Here is a 15,794-nt window from a genome sequence, read left to right as displayed (position 1 = left end):
TCATGTGAGTCCTTTGGTAGCGCAAGCAACCTCCAGAGATGAGCCAACAATGCAAACAACCATCTCCCTGCGGGTCAACGGCCAGCCTGTCGAAGTCAGCGCCATGCCCGACACCCCGCTGCTGCTGATCCTGCGCAACGACCTGTGCCTGAACGGCCCCAAATACGGATGCGGCCTGGGCGAATGCGGGGCGTGCACGGTGATCATCGACGGCGTGGCCGCACGCTCGTGCGTCATCCCCCTGGCCGGCGCTGCCGGCCGCGACATCACCACCCTCGAAGGGCTGGGCAGCAAGGCTGCACCACACCCGGTGCAACAGGCGTTCATCGACGAACAGGCAGCCCAGTGCGGCTACTGCATGAACGGCATGATCATGACCACCAAGGCCCTGCTCGACCGTATTCCCGACCCCAGCGACGCACAGATTCGCCAGGAACTGTCCGGCAACCTGTGCCGCTGCGGTACACACGTCGAAATCCTGCGCGCCGTGCGCCGCGCCGCCGAGACCCGGAGAAAAGCATGAACCACTCACAACAGGTGCCCAGCCGCGACCAGCTGCTGGCCAAGACTGGCGTGTTGCTGATCGTCGACCAGATCACCCCACCCTCGGGCCCGGTGGCCAAGGGTGTGACGCCTGTGGTCAAGGCGCGCGAGCTGGCGTTGTTCATCGCTGTCAGCGACGACGGCATGGTCTACGCCTTCAACGGCCACGTCGACCTGGGCACCGGCATCCGCACCTCGCTGGCACAGATCGTCGCCGAAGAGCTGGACCTGCGCATGGACCAGGTACACATGGTACTGGGCGACACCGAGCGGGCACCCAACCAGGGCGCGACCATCGCCAGCGCCACCCTGCAGATTTCCGCCGTGCCCCTGCGCAAGGCCGCCGCCACCGCGCGTCGCCATCTGTTGCAACAGGCCGCGCAACGCCTTGGCTGCGCGCCCGAAGTGCTGCGCATCGAAGACGGCGCGGTCATCGCCAGCAACGGCAGCACGCTGAGTTTTGCCGAACTGGTACAGGCCGAAAACCACCAGTTGCACATTGCCGAAGATGCCCCGCTCAAGGCCATCGACGACTACCGCCTGGTCGGCCGCAGCGCTGCACGGGTAGACATCCCCGGCAAGGCCACCGGCGAGTTGACCTATGTGCATGACATGCGCCTGCCCGACATGCTTCACGGCCGGGTGATCCGCCCGCCCTACGCCGGTCATGACAGCGGCGACTTCGTCGGCAACAGCCTGCTGGCGGTAGATGAATCGTCCATCGCCCATTTGCCCGGCGTGGTGGCCGTGGTCGTCATCCGCGACTTTGTCGGCGTGGTGGCCGAGCGCGAAGAACAAGCGATCCGCGCGGCCCAGGCGCTGAAAATCAGCTGGAAGCCATTCACAGGCAAGCTGCCCGACCTCAGCGATGTCGCCCAGGCCATCCGCGACAACCCGCGGGTACAGCGCACTGTGCTGGACCAGGGCGATGTCGACGGCGGCATCGCCAATGCCACCCAGCGCCTGAGCCGCAGCTACCTGTGGCCCTACCAGCTGCACGCATCGATCGGCCCATCGTGCGCGCTGGCCGATTTCACCGATGGGCCAATACGCGTGTGGTCCGGCACGCAGAACCCGCACCTGCTGCGCGCCGACCTCGCCTGGCTGCTGGAGTGCACAGAGGAGCGCATCGAGATCATTCGCATGGAGGCCGCCGGTTGCTACGGCCGCAACTGTGCCGATGACGTGTGCGCCGATGCGGTGCTGCTATCGCGCGCGGTACAGCGCCCTGTGCGGGTGCAGCTGACCCGCGAGCAGGAGCATGTGTGGGAGCCCAAGGGCACCGCGCAGCTGATGGAGATCGACGGTGGCCTGAACGCCGACGGCAGCGTCGCCGCCTACGACTTCCAGACCAGCTACCCGTCCAATGGCGCACCTACCCTGGCCCTGCTGTTGACCGGCGCCGTGGAGCCAGTGCCGGCCCTGTTCGAGATGGGCGACCGCACCTCTATACCGCCCTATGACTACGAACACATGCGCGTCACCATCAACGACATGACGCCACTGGTACGTGCCTCGTGGATGCGTGGCGTGTCGGCCATGCCCAACAGCTTCGCCCACGAGTCGTACATCGATGAGCTGGCCTTTGCCGCTGGCGTCGACCCGGTCGAATACCGCCTCAAGCACCTGTCCGACCCGCGCGCCATCGACCTGGTCAAGGCCACTGCCGAACGCGCCGAATGGCAGCCGCATACCCGGCCCATGCAGGCGCAGGCCGAAGGCGATGTGCTACGCGGCAGGGGCTTTGCCTATGCACGCTACATCCACAGCAAGTTCCCCGGTTTCGGCGCGGCCTGGGCGGCATGGGTGGCCGACGTCGCGGTGGACCGGCGCACCGGTGAAGTGGCCGTCACCCGCGTGGTGATCGGCCACGATGCCGGGATGATGGTCAACCCCGAGGGCGTGCGCCACCAGATCCACGGTAACGTCATCCAGTCCACCAGCCGGGTGCTCAAGGAACAGGTCAGCTTCGAAGAGTCGACCGTGGCCAGCAAGGAATGGGGCGGCTACCCGATCCTGACCTTCCCCGAACTGCCGGCCATCGACGTGATGATGCTGCCGCGTCAGCACGAAGCGCCGATGGGCAGCGGCGAGTCGGCCTCGGTACCGAGCGCGGCGGCCATCGCCAATGCCATTTTTGACGCGACCGGCATTCGTTTTCGCGAGCTGCCGATCACGGCGGAACGGGTGCGTGCCGCCCTCGATGGCCAAGGTCAGGGCCCTGAAGCGCCCGCGCCAGCGCAGCCGACCACCAAGCGTTCGAAGTGGTGGTTCGGCTCGCTGGCCGGGGTATTCGGCGCTGCACTGGGTGTACTCGCCACAGCCCTGCCCTGGCGCGCCGAAATCGCCCCGGTCACCCCGCCAGGCGCTGGCAGCTGGAGCGCCGCGATGCTGGAGCGTGGGCGCCAGGTGGCGGCGGCCGGTGACTGCGCCGTGTGCCATACGGTCAGCGGCGGCAAGGTCAACGCAGGCGGGCTGGCGATGGACACACCGTTTGGCACGCTGTACAGCACCAACATCACGCCCGACCCGGAAACCGGCATCGGCCGCTGGTCGTTCGGCGCCTTCGAGCGGGCCATGCGCGAAGGCATCAGCCGCGACGGTCGGCACCTGTACCCCGCGTTTCCCTATACCTCGTTTCGCAACATCAACGACGCCGACATGCAGGCGCTGTATGCCTACCTGATGTCGCAAACTCCGGTACGCCAGGAAGCACCCGCCAACCAGATGCGCTTCCCGTTCAACCAGCGGCCACTGATGGCCGGCTGGAATGCGCTGTTTCTGCAACGCGGCGAATACCAGCCCGACCCGCAGCGCAGTGCCCAGTGGAACCGCGGCGCCTACCTGGTCGACGGCCTTGGCCACTGCACAGCCTGCCACTCGCCGCGCAACCTGATGGGCGCAGAAAAAGGCGGCAGCAGCTACCTGGCCGGCGGCATGGTCGATGGCTGGGAAGCCCCGGCCCTGAATGCGCTGGGCAAATCATCCACGCCGTGGAGCGAAGACGAACTGTTCAACTACCTGAGCACCGGCTTCTCCGAAAAGCACGGTGTAGCGGCCGGCCCCATGGGCCCGGTGGTCAGCGAACTGGCCACCCTGCCAAAGAGCGACGTGCGTGCCATTGCCCACTACCTCGGTTCACTCGACGGCGAGCCGCAGGCAGTGGCCGCCAAGGCCGCGCCCCAGGTGGACACGCAGGTGTCGCTGAGCAACGGCGAGCGGGTATTCAAAGGCGCATGCATGGCCTGCCACAGCGCTGGGCTGGGGCCGAAGCTGTTTGGGGTCAGCCCTTCGATGGCGGTCAACAGTAACGTCCACAGCGCCCTACCGGACAACCTGCTGCGCGTGGTGCTGCACGGCATTGCCACCCCGGCCACCCGTGACCTGGGCTACATGCCCGGCTTCAAGGACAGCCTGTCGGACCGCCAGGTCGCCGACCTGGCGGCTTACCTGCGCCAGCGCTTTGCTGCCGACAAGCCCGCCTGGCAAGGGCTGGCGGCCAAGGCCGCGCAGGTGCGCGCCAACCCCGGCAGCCACTGAGGGTCAACGACGCAGGCCGCGCAGGGCAAGGTCGCTGATAAACACCAGCCAGTCGGCCTTGGCCTGGTTGTCGGCCAGGTCTACGGCCAGAAACGAGCTGAGGGTATGCCGATTGGAATTATAGAAATAGCAGAGCGAGGCAATCATCAGGTAGGCGTGGGTGATGTCGATGTCGTCGCGGAACAGGCCCTTGGCCTGGCCTGCTTCAATGATCGGCCGCAGCACGCCGACCGCTTCACCGGACAGCGCCTTGAGGTTCTGCGACTTGCGCGCGTGCTGGCCCTGGTGAAGGTTTTCGGTGGCGAGGATGGTGACGAATTCGGGGTGGCGCACGTAGTAGTCCCAGATGAACGCCACCAGCTCACGCAGGGCCTGTTCCGGGTCGCCGAGGTCGATGCGCAGCTTGGCTTCGGCCTGGTTGAAGCTGGCGTAGATATGCTCCAGCACGCTGATGAACAGCTTTTCCTTGCTGCCGAAGTAGTAATAGATCATCCGGTCGTTGGACTTGGCCAGCGTGGAGATCTGCTCGATGCGCCCACCGGTGAAGCCTTCCTTGCTGAAGACCTTCACCGCAGCCTTGAGAATGTTGTCCCGGGTGCGGTCGGCCTGTTGGGCGCGAACACCGGTTTTGCGAGTTTGCATGTCGGTCCCTGTGGGGCTGGCCAGATGCCCAACACTGCCACAGACATTGAGCCATTGCGCGGCTTTTTCGGCTGGACTGACACGATAAACGCGGGGGAGCTGAACATGCGACAAGGCACGGCAATGGGCCAGGGCCGGGGATACGGTGTTGCTATGCACCGTGCTGCCACCTACGGCTCGGCACCCCGTTCGTCTTGGGTGATGCTTCGCTGGGCGCGTGTCAGGCAGTTGACCAGGTGCAGCCGCATGGCAGCACGGGCAGCACCGGCATCCTTGCGGGTGATCGCAGCATGCACTTGCTCGCGCTCCAGCGCCTCCAGTGCCCGCTGCTGGGCATCGCCCCCGGGCACGGCTTGCTGGGCCGCAGCCAACAAGGTACGCCCGAGATGGGTCATGGTGTCGATGAAAAAGCTGTTGCCCGTGCATTGGGCTATCTGCAGGTGAAACTCGAAGTCGGTTCGCATGCAGGGCGCTGACTGCGTATCAACGGCCTCATCCAGCGCCGCCCGCATGGCAGCCAGTTGCCCTGCGGTAGCACGCTGGGCGGCAATGGCAGCCGCCTCGACCTCCAGGCAAAGCCGCAGCTCGATGATCGCCACCTCGTTGTAAGCATCGCCCATTCCAGGGCTGGTACTCTGGAAGTCACCTGCCGGGATGGCGTCTACAACGAAGGTGCCGATACCACGGCGGGTTTCGACCAGGCCTTCGGCCTGCAACCGAGAAATGGCTTCACGCACCACGGTACGGCTTACGCCTCGCGCTTTGGTCACTGCTTCTTCGGTGGGCAATTTGCTACCCGCTGGCAATTCACCCGAGCGAATCTGCTGCGACAGGTCATGCACCAGTTGCTGGGCGAGATTCAGGCGTTTTTCCGGGGTGGCGGCTGCCATGGGGTGAACCCTTGATAAGCGGAAGACCCCGGAGTATACCCGCAGCCTGGTGCCAAAACGCACTATACTGGCCGCTGTTCAGACGCGAGCACAGCAATGCCAGACCACACCGCCAGCCCCTCTCAACCGCCCCGCCGCCTGGCCGAAGCGCTGGTCGAACGCTTCGCCGAGCGCATGCGCGAAGGCACACTCAAGCGTGGCGACAAGCTGCCCACCGAAGCCACCCTAATCGCAACCGAAGGTGTCAGCCGCTCGGTGATACGCGAAGCGTTGTCGCGCATGCAGGCAGCGGGCCTGGTCGAGACCCGCCACGGTGTGGGCACCTTCGTGCTGGACATGCCGGCACCGGAGAGCTTCAACGTGGGGCCGGCAACCATCAGCCTGCTGTCCGATGTGCTCGACCTGCTGGAGTACCGCCTGAGCCTCGAAGTGCAAGCCGCCGGCATGGCCGCCGAACGGGCCACGCCGCAAGCGCTGGAAGAACTGCATCAAGCACTTGAAGCCTTGATGCAGGGCCCGGAAAAATCCGGCAGCACGACAAACGCCGATTTCCAGTTCCACCTGAAAATTGCCAAGGCCGCAGGCAACCAGTACCTGATCGATATCATGAAGCATCTGGGCACCAAGATGATTCCCCGCACGCGCATGAACTCTGCCTACACCGGCCAAAGCAACCGCAGCACCTACCTGGCCGGTATCAACGCCGAACATCAGCAGATCTACGATGCCATCGCCAGCCGCCAGGTTGATGCGGCGCGCGCCGCCATGTACCTGCACCTGAGCAACAGCCGTACGCGCCTGCGTGAGGCGCAACGGCTACAGGCTTTTTACAGCGAGGCCTGAAGCTAAGGCGCAGGCTCCACGTCCGTGAAGGCCAGCCCTTGGCTGCCCTGTACCTGCCAAGGGTTGGCGCCCCCGGTGTGGGTGAAGCGAAGCCCGACGAAGCGCGAATCTTTCAGGCCATCGATCTTGACCGGGGCCGGCCCGCTGAAACGTACACGCTCGAACACCAGCCCCTGATGCCAGGCGCCATGGCTGCTATCGCCCTTCACCTCGATGGCAGCGGTGCTGGCGTTTTCCACGCTCACGTCGCTGACCTTGATGTCACGGAACTGCCCCGCCACCGTCGAGCGCTTGTAGTCGAGCTTGGCGTTCGGGTCGTTGTAATCCAGGGTGAAGATGAAGGCCTGTTTTGCGGTATTGCGAATGGCTGAATCACGGAAGGTCACGTGGCGTGCGCCACCGCCCATGAAGTTGGTGCTTTTCATGCGCAAGCCGGTATCTGTGCCGTCCGAAACGTTGTCTTCGGCCAGGATGTTCTGGATCCAGGCGCCGGTGTGGCTGCCCGCCACGATCATTCCATGGCCTTTGCGGAAATAGTTGTTGAAGATCCAGGCATCTTCCTGCGGCTTTTGGTGGACCGCACCCGCACCGGTGCCAGCGGCGAAGTTGACGCAGTCGTCACCGGTGTCGAAGAAGTTGTTGAACACCAGCGCGCCGCGGCTGTTGGCAAACTCGATACCGTCGCCGTTGTTGGCGTCGTAGGTACGGTGCGTGGTGTTGGCCAGTACCACATTCTGCGTTTCCAGGTTCATGATGCCGTGATAGGCCGGGTTGACCACCGTGAAGCCGCCATAGAACACGTTGGTCACATTGCGCAGGGTAATCAGCGAGGAGCGCATCTGGCCGTAGGCGTCCTTGACGTTCATGCCCTCGGCCACCGCCCGCTCCACCTGGGCCCTGGCCAGCACGCCGTCGTGCATGTAGCGGGTGTTGTCGCTGGGCAGGTAGAAGGGCAAGGCCTGCCCGCGCTCGTCGATCACGTCCGGGTTACGCTTCCAGCCATTGCCGTCGATGGTGCCCTTGCCTACGATGCGGATGTTCTCGAAGGCCTGATGCGCCTGCGGGTCGCGCGGCAACGCGTTGATCAGCGAGGCCGGGCGCACGGTGGTGGAGTACGGGTACTGGATATAGCCTTCGCGCGGGTAGTCCTCGGCACGCTCGGAGCCCAGCAGGGTAGCGCCCTCGGCGATTTCCAGGGTCATGTTGCTCTTGAGGTAGAGCGCCCCGCTCTTGTACGTGCCGGCAGGCAGCAGCACCTTGCAGCCCTTGCTGCAAGCGTCGATGGCACGCTGGATGGCGGCCGTGTCGAGCGCTTTGCCATCACCCTTGGCACCGTACTGCTGCACGTCAAACAGTGCCGGGACGGCCGTGGTTCGCTGCACCACCACAGGGCTGTCGGCCGACTCCTTGCCGTTGCGATCGACCGAACGCACGGTGAAGCGGTATTCAGTATCGGGCGCAAGCCCTTGGGCAGTGAAGCTGTGAATGGCGATGCGGTGATGGAAGTTCTGCGTGTCCTGCTCGTAGAAGTGGTCGATGTAAGGCTTGGCCGGTGAGACCTGGTCGTTGTTGGCGTTGCTGCCACCGAGCAGCTTGCCATTGGCATAGACATGGTAATCGACGATCTCGGCGTGATCGGCCGGCTTCTCCCAGACCAGGATGATCTGTTGCTCATCGTAGGCCAGCGTCGGCACCTGGAGTTTGGCGGGCGCGTCCAGCGCCCAGAGCGGCAGGCTGCAGCCCATGGCCAGGGCACTCAGCAGTGCACCCGCCAGTGGGTGTTTGCGTGCAGCGACAGCAGGGTGTGCATACGGCATGGTTTTTATCTTCCTTGTTTTTGCCATTGATAACGCCACGCTTGAGCGGCCGAGCCGCGTGGCTCAGGCCGTCAACGCGGCTTGCTCGAGGTACTGGCTGCGGTTGACGAAGGTCTCCCGGGCCATTTCCCTCACATCCATTGATAGCGCCTCGACCTCGGGCAGCAGGCCGACCAGCGCCGCCACCCCCGCCGAGGCGAGGCTGCGCCGCTGCTCGGCGCTGCGCCCGGCGAACAGGTACAGTGCGACATGCACGAAATCATCCTGCCCGGCGCCGCAGCGGTAATGGCTGAAGGTGTTCAGCCGCGCCTTGATGTCGCCGGGCTTGAACAGCCCGCTGGCATCGATGGCGTCGTGCACGGCGGCCAGCAGCGTCTGCTCGCCAACCCGCTCAGCCAAGCTGGCCGGGCAATCGATAATGCAATGAGGCATGGTGGATTCCTTGATCGGCAGCCCTGTGCGCCCTGCCCCGCAGGCTCAGGCGCAAGGCTTGGGAGGGGTTCAGGCAGAGACGGCACGCGGCGATTCGGCGCTGAAGTCACGGCTGGCCTGGACCAGCATGCGGGTGTAGTCATGACGGGCGAGGTCCTGGCTCAACGCTTGGCTGTCGAGGCGCTCGACGATGCGCCCTTGCTGCATCACCGCGACCTTGTCGCACAGGTGGCTGACCACCCCCAGGTCGTGGGTCACCATCAGGTAGGTGAGCTTCTCGCGCTGGCGCAGGTCTGCCAGCAGGTTGAGGATCTCCGCCTGCACCGAGACATCCAGCGCCGAGGTCGGCTCATCCAGCAGCAACACACGCGGCTCGAGGATCAGCGCGCGGGCAATCGCCACACGCTGGCGCTGACCGCCCGACAACTGGTGCGGATAGCGGTAGCGGAAGCTGTCATTGAGGCCGACCTTGACCAGGATGTCGTTGATCCGGTCGTCGCGATCAGCCATGCCATGAATGGTCAGCGGCTCGCGCAAGGCGGTGTCGATGGTGTGCCGCGGGTGCAACGAGCCGTAGGGGTCCTGGAAGACCATCTGCACCTTGCGAAAGTGCTCCTTGGGCAGCTTGTGCTGCAACGCACCGCCGGCAATGCTCAGGGCCCCGCTCCAGTGCCGGTACTGGCCGGCCAGGCAGCGCAGCACGGTGGTCTTGCCGGAGCCCGACTCGCCGACCAGGCCGAACGACTCGCCGTCCTCGACGGTCAGGTCGACGTCGTGCAGCACCTGGTTGAGGGTGGCGCCAACGCCGAAGCTCAGGTTCAGCGATTGTGCTTGGATCATGGACATGTCAGTTACCTCAGCAGGTGAGCCAGAGCGGGTCGCGTTGCAGTACCGGCAAGCGCGGGCGGCGGTTGTCCATGCTCGGCAAGGCCGCCAGCAGGCCACGGGTATACGGGTGTTCGGCATATTGCAGGTCGCACGCGGCGAGCGACTCGACCACCCGCCCGGCGTACATCACCAACACCCGGTCACAGTAGTTGCGCACCAGGTTGAGGTCGTGGCTGACGAAGATCAGCCCCATCTGCTGCTCGACCACCAGCTCTTCGAGTACGTTGAGCACCTGCTGGCGCACCGACACGTCGAGTGCCGAGGTCGGCTCGTCGGCGATGATCACCTCCGGGTTGGTGATGACCATCATGGCGATCATGATGCGCTGGCCCATGCCGCCGCTGACTTCATGCGGGTACAGGTTGTAGACGCGTTTCGGGTCGCGGATATGGACCTTTTCCAGCATCAGCATGACCCGCTCGCGTGCCTCGCTGCGGCTGGCCTTGTGGTGCGCCAAGTACGCCTCGGCGATCTGGTCGCCAACCTTGACCACCGGGTTGAGCGAGTACTTGGGGTCTTGCATGATCATCGAGATGCGCTGGCCACGAATCTTCTGCATGGCCTTTTCGCTGGCGCTGAGCAGGTCGACATCGCCGAACTGCAGGGCCTTGGCGGTGATCTGCGTGCTGCCGGGGTGCAGCTTGAGCAAGCTGCGCCCCACCGTCGACTTGCCCGAGCCGGACTCGCCGACGATGGCCAGTTTTTCCCGGCCAAGGGTGAACGACACATCGCGCACCGCGTGCATTTCTTTCTTGCCGTTGACGAAGCGTACGTTGAGCGCTTCGACGTTGAGTTTGAGCGACGACATAAAGCCTCCAGTTACTCGCTACGCGGGTCGAGAATGTCCCGCAGGCCATCGCCCAGCAGGTTGAACGCCAGGCTCACCAGCATGATCGCCGCACCCGGTACCGCCACCAGCCACCAACATTCGAGCATGTAGCGTCGACCGGTGGAGATCATCGCGCCCCACTCCGGCAGCGGCGCCTGTGCGCCAAGGCCGAGAAAGCCCAGCGCCGCGGCGGTGAGGATGATCCCGGCCATGTTCATGGTCAGGCGGATGATCACCGACGACAGGCACATCGGCACGATGTGACGCAGGATGATGCGCGTCGACGAGGCGCCCTGCAGCTCGACCGCGACAACGAAGTCGGCCTTGCGCAGCGACAGGGTTTCAGCCCTTGCCAGCCGTGCGATCGGTGGCCACGAGGTCAGCGCGATGGCGACCACGGCATGCTCCAGGCCAGGGCCAAGGGCAGCGATGAACGCCAGTGCCAGGACCAGGCTGGGGAACGAGATGAAGATGTCGGTGATGCGCATGAACACCGTGTCGACGATGCCACCGTAGTAGCCCGACACAGTGCCGATGAACAGCCCGATCGGTCCGACGATAACGGTCACCAGGGTAATGATGTAGAGGGTGATGCGTGAGCCGTAGACCAACCGGCTGAAGATGTCGCGGCCGTATTCGTCGGTGCCGAACCAGTGCGCGGCACCGGGGGCCTGCAGGGCGTTGGCGAGGTTCTGCACCACCGGGTCATGGGTGGCGATCCACGGGGCAAAGGTGGCGACCACGATCAGCAGCACGGCCACCAGCAGCCCGGCCAGGGTCATGGGGTTGCGCAACAGGTGGCGCAGCACCCGCAGGCTGCTTTTGTAAAAGGCGTCGAGGCTGGAAGCCGGCGTGGTGTCGGCCTGCGGCTTGGCGCTTGCTTGGGTAGAAGACATGTTGGCAATCATCGGCATGTTCTCGGTGTGAAATCATGGCCGCCCGGAGCGCCCGCTGGCGCCCGCGGACAGGTTCAGCGTTGCTTGTAGACGCCCAGGTAACGGGTCGCCTCGGCGTCATCGCCGGTAAAGCCCTTGACGTCCACCGCGCTCACCGCGGTGTCGGTCATCTGCGAGAGCATCATGATCGGCCCGACCTGCTGGTCGTAGCGCTGCTGGGCCTGGTGGTACAGGCTCACGCGCTTGGCGGCGTCACGCTCGACGCCCGCCTGGTCGATCAGCGCATTGAGCTGTTGATCGAAGAACGACGCGCGCCAGCCCTGGAAGTTGGGCAGGCCCGCGCTGTCGCTGTTGTCCGGGTTGTAGACAAAGGTGCGCAGGCTGAAGTACGGGTGCGGGTAGCGCTCGGCACCGCGCGCCACGATCATCTCGAAGTTGCGCGCGCGCATCGCGCCATACACCTGGTTGCCGGTGCCGGTGACGATGCTGGCCTTGATCCCGCCTTCGGCGAGCGTCGACTGCATGCGCGCGGCGATGTCGATGAACGGCGGCTCGGACAAGGTCCGGATGGTGGTGGTGAAGCCTTGCGGGTAGCCGGCTTCGGCGAGCAACGCCTTGGCCTTGGCGACATCCATCTTGTAGCCTGGGTCCGGCAGGCGGGCGTCGAGGCCAAGCTGCATCGGCTGCTGGTTGAGCATGCCGTAGTGCGGCATGACCTGCTCGTCGATGCCTTTGTAGTCGATCAGGTTGCGCACCGCTTCGCGGACTTTCTGGTTGGCGAATTCGGGCTGCTTCATGCTCATCGCCACGTAGTACATGGTGCCGCGCTGCAGCGGTTGCACCTGCAGCTTGGGCGAGCGCTCGATGGCCTTGATGTCTGGCGCGGCCATGCCGTAGACCAGGTCGAGGTCACCGCGCTCGAGCATCAGCCTTAGTGATTGCGACTCGGTCATGTGCCGCACCAGCACCCGCTTCATTTTTGCAGGGCCCGCCCAGTAGCCGTCGAAGCGGGTCATCACCAAGGCGTCGTTGGCGCTCCACTTGGTCAGGGTGAACGGGCCGCTGCCGGCCTCGTTGGTGACCAGCCAGGCGGCGCCCAGGTCGCCGTCCTTCTCGTGCTTCAAGGCTTCCTGGCGGTCGACGATGACCGCGCTGGGCGAGATCGCCAGCGAGTCGATCAGCAGCAGCGGGTCGGCGGGCTGCGGCAGCTCGACCACCAGGGTGTGCGGGTCAATGGCGCGGATTAGCCCCTGAATGTTGTCGACGCTGTAGCCGTAGGCCTTCCAGGTGGTGGCCAGGCCGAAGTTGAGTTTCATCACGCGGTACAGCGACCAGGCCACGTCTTCGGCGGTGAGCGGGTTGCCGGAATGGAACTTGACGTCGCTGCGCAGGTGGAAGGTGACCTGCTTGCCGTCTTCGCTGATCTCCCAGCGTTCGGCCAACTGTGGCAGGTGTTTTTCCGGGTTGCCCTGGTCGCGCTTGACCAGCGTGTCATACAGGTTGGCGTTGACCCCGGAGGCATCCAGGCCCGGGGCATTGGCCGGGTCGATGGAAAACAGGTTGACCATGCTCATGCCGACGATCAACTGGTCGGCGGGGGTCTTGGCCTGCACGGCGGCCATCGGCCCCAGTGCCAGCATCGCACCCAGCAGGCTCAGGCGCAGGATCGGAAGTACAGTTTTCATGTGGCTGTCCTTGTTTTTATAGTCATGCACTGTGTTCGCGCTGGCCGCGCGGGGCTTAACGGGTCCTTGGGTCGAACACCTTGTACAGGGCGTCGCTGATCAGGTTCAAGGCCACGAAGATCAGCCCGATCACCAGCACACAGCCCATCACCGCGTTCATGTCCCCGAGCATCAGGCTGCTGGTCAGGTACTGGCCGAAACCTGGCCAGGCAAACACCGTTTCGATCAGTACCGCGCCTTCGAGCAGCGAGCCGTAGGCCAAAGCGACCACCGTCAGCAGTTGCACGAGGATGTTGCGAAAGGCATGGCCCCAGACCACCTGGCGGCGCGACAGGCCCTTGACCCGGGCGGTGATGATGTATTCCTGGGACAGCTGTTCAAGCATGAAGCTGCGGGTCATGCGGCTGATGTAGGCGACCGAGTTGAGGCCCAGGATCAGCCCCGGCAGGACGATGTGCCGCAGCGCGCTGGTGAAGGCTTCCCAGTCGCCGGCCAGGGCCGTGTCGATCAGCAGCAGGCCGGTGATGTCCGGCACCATGCCGTCGTAGGCGAGGTCGATGCGCCCTGCCCCGCCGGCCCAGCCGAGCCAGGCGTAGAACACCAGCAGGCCCATCATGCCGACCCAGAAGATCGGCGTGGAGTAACCGAACAGGGTGATCACCCGTGCCACATGGTCGCCAAGGCGGCCCTGGTTGCTGGCCGCGACCACGCCTAGTGGCAAGCCGATGACGATGCCGAAGAGGATCGCCAGGGTGGCCAACTCGATGGTCGCCGGGAACACCCGCTTGATGTCGTCCAGCACCGGGTGGCCGGTCAGCAGGGCGTTGCCGAAATCACCGTGGAGCAGGTCGTTGAGGTACAGCCCGAACTGCACCCAGATCGGCTGGTCCAGGCCCATCGCCCGGTACACCTGATCGTAGGTGGAGCTGTCGGCGTCCGGCCCGACCACGGCCAGCACCGGGTCCAGCGGCATCACCCGACCAATGAAGAAGGTCAGCGCCAACAGACCGAGCAGGGTCACCAGGACCGTGCTGGCCCGGCGGGCAGTGCCAGACACGCGCGTGCCCAGCACAGAGGCAGTCGAAACTAACATAACAGGCTCCTGAAAATGCGTTCAGCCAACACCGAGGCGTTCGGGGCGCGCACGCCCCGCTCCCGCTCATCGCGACTTGTAGACGTCTTTGTAGCGGGTGGTGGCCGCACTGTGGGTCTGGTAATCCTGAACATCGTGGTAGACCACCACGGTGTCGGTCATCTGCGACACCGGCAGGATCGCCCCGACCTGCGCGTCCAGGGTCTTCTGGATCTGCTGGTACTGGGCCAGTTGCCTGGTCTTGTCAGGCTCGACTTCGGCCTGCTCGATCAGCGCGTTCAACTCGGGGCTGTAGAACGACGTGCGCCAGCCCTGGAAGTTGCTCAGCTTGGCTTCGTCGCGGTTGTCCGGGTTGTACACCAGGGTCCGCAGGCTCGAATGCGGATGACGCTCGGCCCCGCCACCGCCGCGGCCGACCAGGATGTCGAAGCTGCGTTCGCGCATGGCGCCGTAGATCTGGTTGCCGGTGCCGGTGACGATGGTCGCCTGGATGCCGGCCTGGGCCAGGGTCGCCTGCAGGCTGGAGGCGATGTTGATGAATGGCGGCTCGGTGAGCACGCGGATGGTGGTTTTGAAGCCATTCGGGTAACCGGCTTCGGTCAGCAGTTTTTTCGCCTCGGCGACGTTCAGGGTGTAGCCCGGATCGTCCAGCCGTGCCGGCAGGCCGAGCGGCAATGGGCGCTGGTTGAGCTGGCCGTAGTGCGGCATGACGGTCTGGTTGATGCCTTGATAGTCGATCAGCGAACGCACCGCGCGGCGCACGCGGGCGTCATCGTAGGGCTTGTTCTTGACGCTCAGGGCAACGTAGTAGAGGGTCCCGCGCTGCACGGTCTGGGTGCGCACCTTGTCGGACTTCTCCAGGGCTTCGATGTCGGGTGCGGACATGCCCTTGGCCAGGTCCAGGTCCCCGCGCTCGACCATCAGGCGCAGCGACTGCGACTCGGTCATGTTGCGCATGACGATGCGCTTGAGCTTGGCCGGGCCACCCCAGTAACCGTCGTAGCGGCTCATCAGGATCACATCGTTGGCGCGCCAGTCATTGAGGATGAACGGGCCGCTGCCGGCGGCGTGGGTGGTCAGCCAGGCGCCGCCCATGTCGTCGCCCTTCTGGTGTTGCTGAACCACTTTGCGGTCGAGGATAAAGGCGCTGGGCGAGGTCGCCAGGGTGTTGAGCACCAACATCGGGTCGGTTGGCCGCGGCAGCTCGAGGACAAAGGTGTGCTCGTCGGCGGCGCGCAGGTACTGGGCGGCGTTGCCGGCGGTGAAGCCGTAAGCCTTCCATGTCGAGGCCAGGGCCAGATTGAGCTTGAGCACGCGCTGCAACGACCAGGCGACGTCTTCGGCAGTGAGCGGGTTGCCCGACTGGAAGGTCACGCCGGGGCGCAGCGTGAAGGTCAAGGTCTTGCGGTCGTCGCTGACCTGCCAGCTTTGCGCCAGGGCCGGTACCAGTTGGTCCGGCTGCTTGACGTCCTGCACCAGCAGCATGTCGTAGAGGTTGGCATTGACCTCGGAGACATCCAGGCCGGTGGCGGCGGCCGGGTCGAGCGACAGCAGGTTGATCATGCTCATGCCGACGATCAACTGGTCGGCGGGGGTCTTGGCGAAAGCGGCAGGTACCGACGTCATCGCCAGCGATGCGGCCAGGACCCCCGCCCAGAATTTGGGGAGAACGCTCATGTGAGATAGCCTTTTTATA

At 64.8% G+C, this 15,794-nt stretch carries 13 protein-coding genes; 3 read left to right on the top strand and 10 right to left on the bottom strand.

Annotation, left to right across the window (positions count from 1 at the left end):
• Positions 1-49 precede the first annotated feature (49 nt).
• Both ACN6NG_RS08660 and ACN6NG_RS08655 read left to right on the top strand, forming a co-directional pair.
• A complete protein-coding gene (locus tag ACN6NG_RS08660; protein ID WP_019473719.1) occupies positions 50-523 on the top strand; it encodes a (2Fe-2S)-binding protein in 474 nt (157 codons plus the stop codon).
• Positions 520-4,083 carry a molybdopterin cofactor-binding domain-containing protein gene (locus ACN6NG_RS08655; RefSeq protein ID WP_474313510.1) on the top strand — a complete coding sequence of 1,188 codons (3,564 nt, stop codon included), beginning with the start codon at positions 520-522 and terminating at the stop codon, positions 4,081-4,083. The genes ACN6NG_RS08660 and ACN6NG_RS08655 overlap by 4 nt, the downstream gene beginning before the upstream one ends.
• A gap of 3 nt (positions 4,084-4,086) precedes the next feature.
• On the opposite strand, the gene ACN6NG_RS08650 is transcribed toward ACN6NG_RS08655, so the two are convergent.
• Positions 4,087-4,725 (bottom strand): TetR/AcrR family transcriptional regulator, encoded by a 639-nt coding sequence (locus ACN6NG_RS08650; protein WP_063422699.1) that lies wholly within the window; start codon positions 4,723-4,725, stop codon positions 4,087-4,089.
• Positions 4,726-4,895: 170 nt separating this feature from the next.
• Complete coding sequence (locus ACN6NG_RS08645) at positions 4,896-5,615, bottom strand: FadR/GntR family transcriptional regulator (RefSeq protein WP_353456197.1); 720 nt, start codon at positions 5,613-5,615, stop codon at positions 4,896-4,898.
• Positions 5,616-5,711: 96 nt separating this feature from the next.
• Here ACN6NG_RS08645 and ACN6NG_RS08640 point away from each other — a divergent pair, with 96 nt between their 5' ends.
• Positions 5,712-6,458 (top strand): FadR/GntR family transcriptional regulator, encoded by a 747-nt coding sequence (locus ACN6NG_RS08640; protein WP_016487986.1) that lies wholly within the window; start codon positions 5,712-5,714, stop codon positions 6,456-6,458.
• A 2-nt stretch (positions 6,459-6,460) separates the two neighbouring features.
• On the opposite strand, the gene ACN6NG_RS08635 is transcribed toward ACN6NG_RS08640, so the two are convergent.
• The 8 genes from ACN6NG_RS08635 to ACN6NG_RS08600 all read right to left on the bottom strand — a co-directional run bounded on the left by ACN6NG_RS08635 (position 6,461) and on the right by ACN6NG_RS08600 (position 15,775).
• Positions 6,461-8,275, bottom strand: coding sequence for a glycosyl hydrolase family 28 protein (locus tag ACN6NG_RS08635; RefSeq protein WP_063422696.1), 1,815 nt, complete (start codon positions 8,273-8,275; stop codon positions 6,461-6,463).
• Positions 8,276-8,338: 63 nt separating this feature from the next.
• Entirely contained in the window at positions 8,339-8,707 is a 369-nt protein-coding gene (locus ACN6NG_RS08630) for a 5-carboxymethyl-2-hydroxymuconate Delta-isomerase (protein WP_063422695.1), read from the bottom strand.
• A gap of 69 nt (positions 8,708-8,776) precedes the next feature.
• Complete coding sequence (locus ACN6NG_RS08625) at positions 8,777-9,553, bottom strand: ABC transporter ATP-binding protein (protein ID WP_063422694.1); 777 nt, start codon at positions 9,551-9,553, stop codon at positions 8,777-8,779.
• A 10-nt stretch (positions 9,554-9,563) separates the two neighbouring features.
• Positions 9,564-10,403, bottom strand: coding sequence for an ABC transporter ATP-binding protein (locus ACN6NG_RS08620; RefSeq protein WP_024717435.1), 840 nt, complete (start codon positions 10,401-10,403; stop codon positions 9,564-9,566).
• Between the two features lie 11 nt (positions 10,404-10,414).
• The gene (locus ACN6NG_RS08615; protein WP_023047280.1) at positions 10,415-11,332 is read right to left on the bottom strand and encodes an ABC transporter permease; all 918 of its coding nucleotides are present in this window, start codon (positions 11,330-11,332) and stop codon (positions 10,415-10,417) included.
• 62 nt (positions 11,333-11,394) lie between these two features.
• Positions 11,395-13,005 carry an ABC transporter substrate-binding protein gene (locus ACN6NG_RS08610; protein WP_474313506.1) on the bottom strand — a complete coding sequence of 537 codons (1,611 nt, stop codon included), beginning with the start codon at positions 13,003-13,005 and terminating at the stop codon, positions 11,395-11,397.
• Positions 13,006-13,060: 55 nt separating this feature from the next.
• On the bottom strand, positions 13,061-14,098 hold the full coding sequence (locus ACN6NG_RS08605) for an ABC transporter permease (protein WP_023047279.1): 1,038 nt from the start codon (positions 14,096-14,098) through the stop codon (positions 13,061-13,063).
• Between the two features lie 66 nt (positions 14,099-14,164).
• Entirely contained in the window at positions 14,165-15,775 is a 1,611-nt protein-coding gene (locus ACN6NG_RS08600) for an ABC transporter substrate-binding protein (protein WP_019472022.1), read from the bottom strand.
• Positions 15,776-15,794: the final 19 nt, after the last annotated feature.

This window comes from Pseudomonas sp. TSO6 (genome assembly GCF_056098905.1).
The sequence above is the reverse complement of the archived record's forward strand: the minus strand, read 5'-3'. Positions and strand labels throughout refer to the sequence as shown.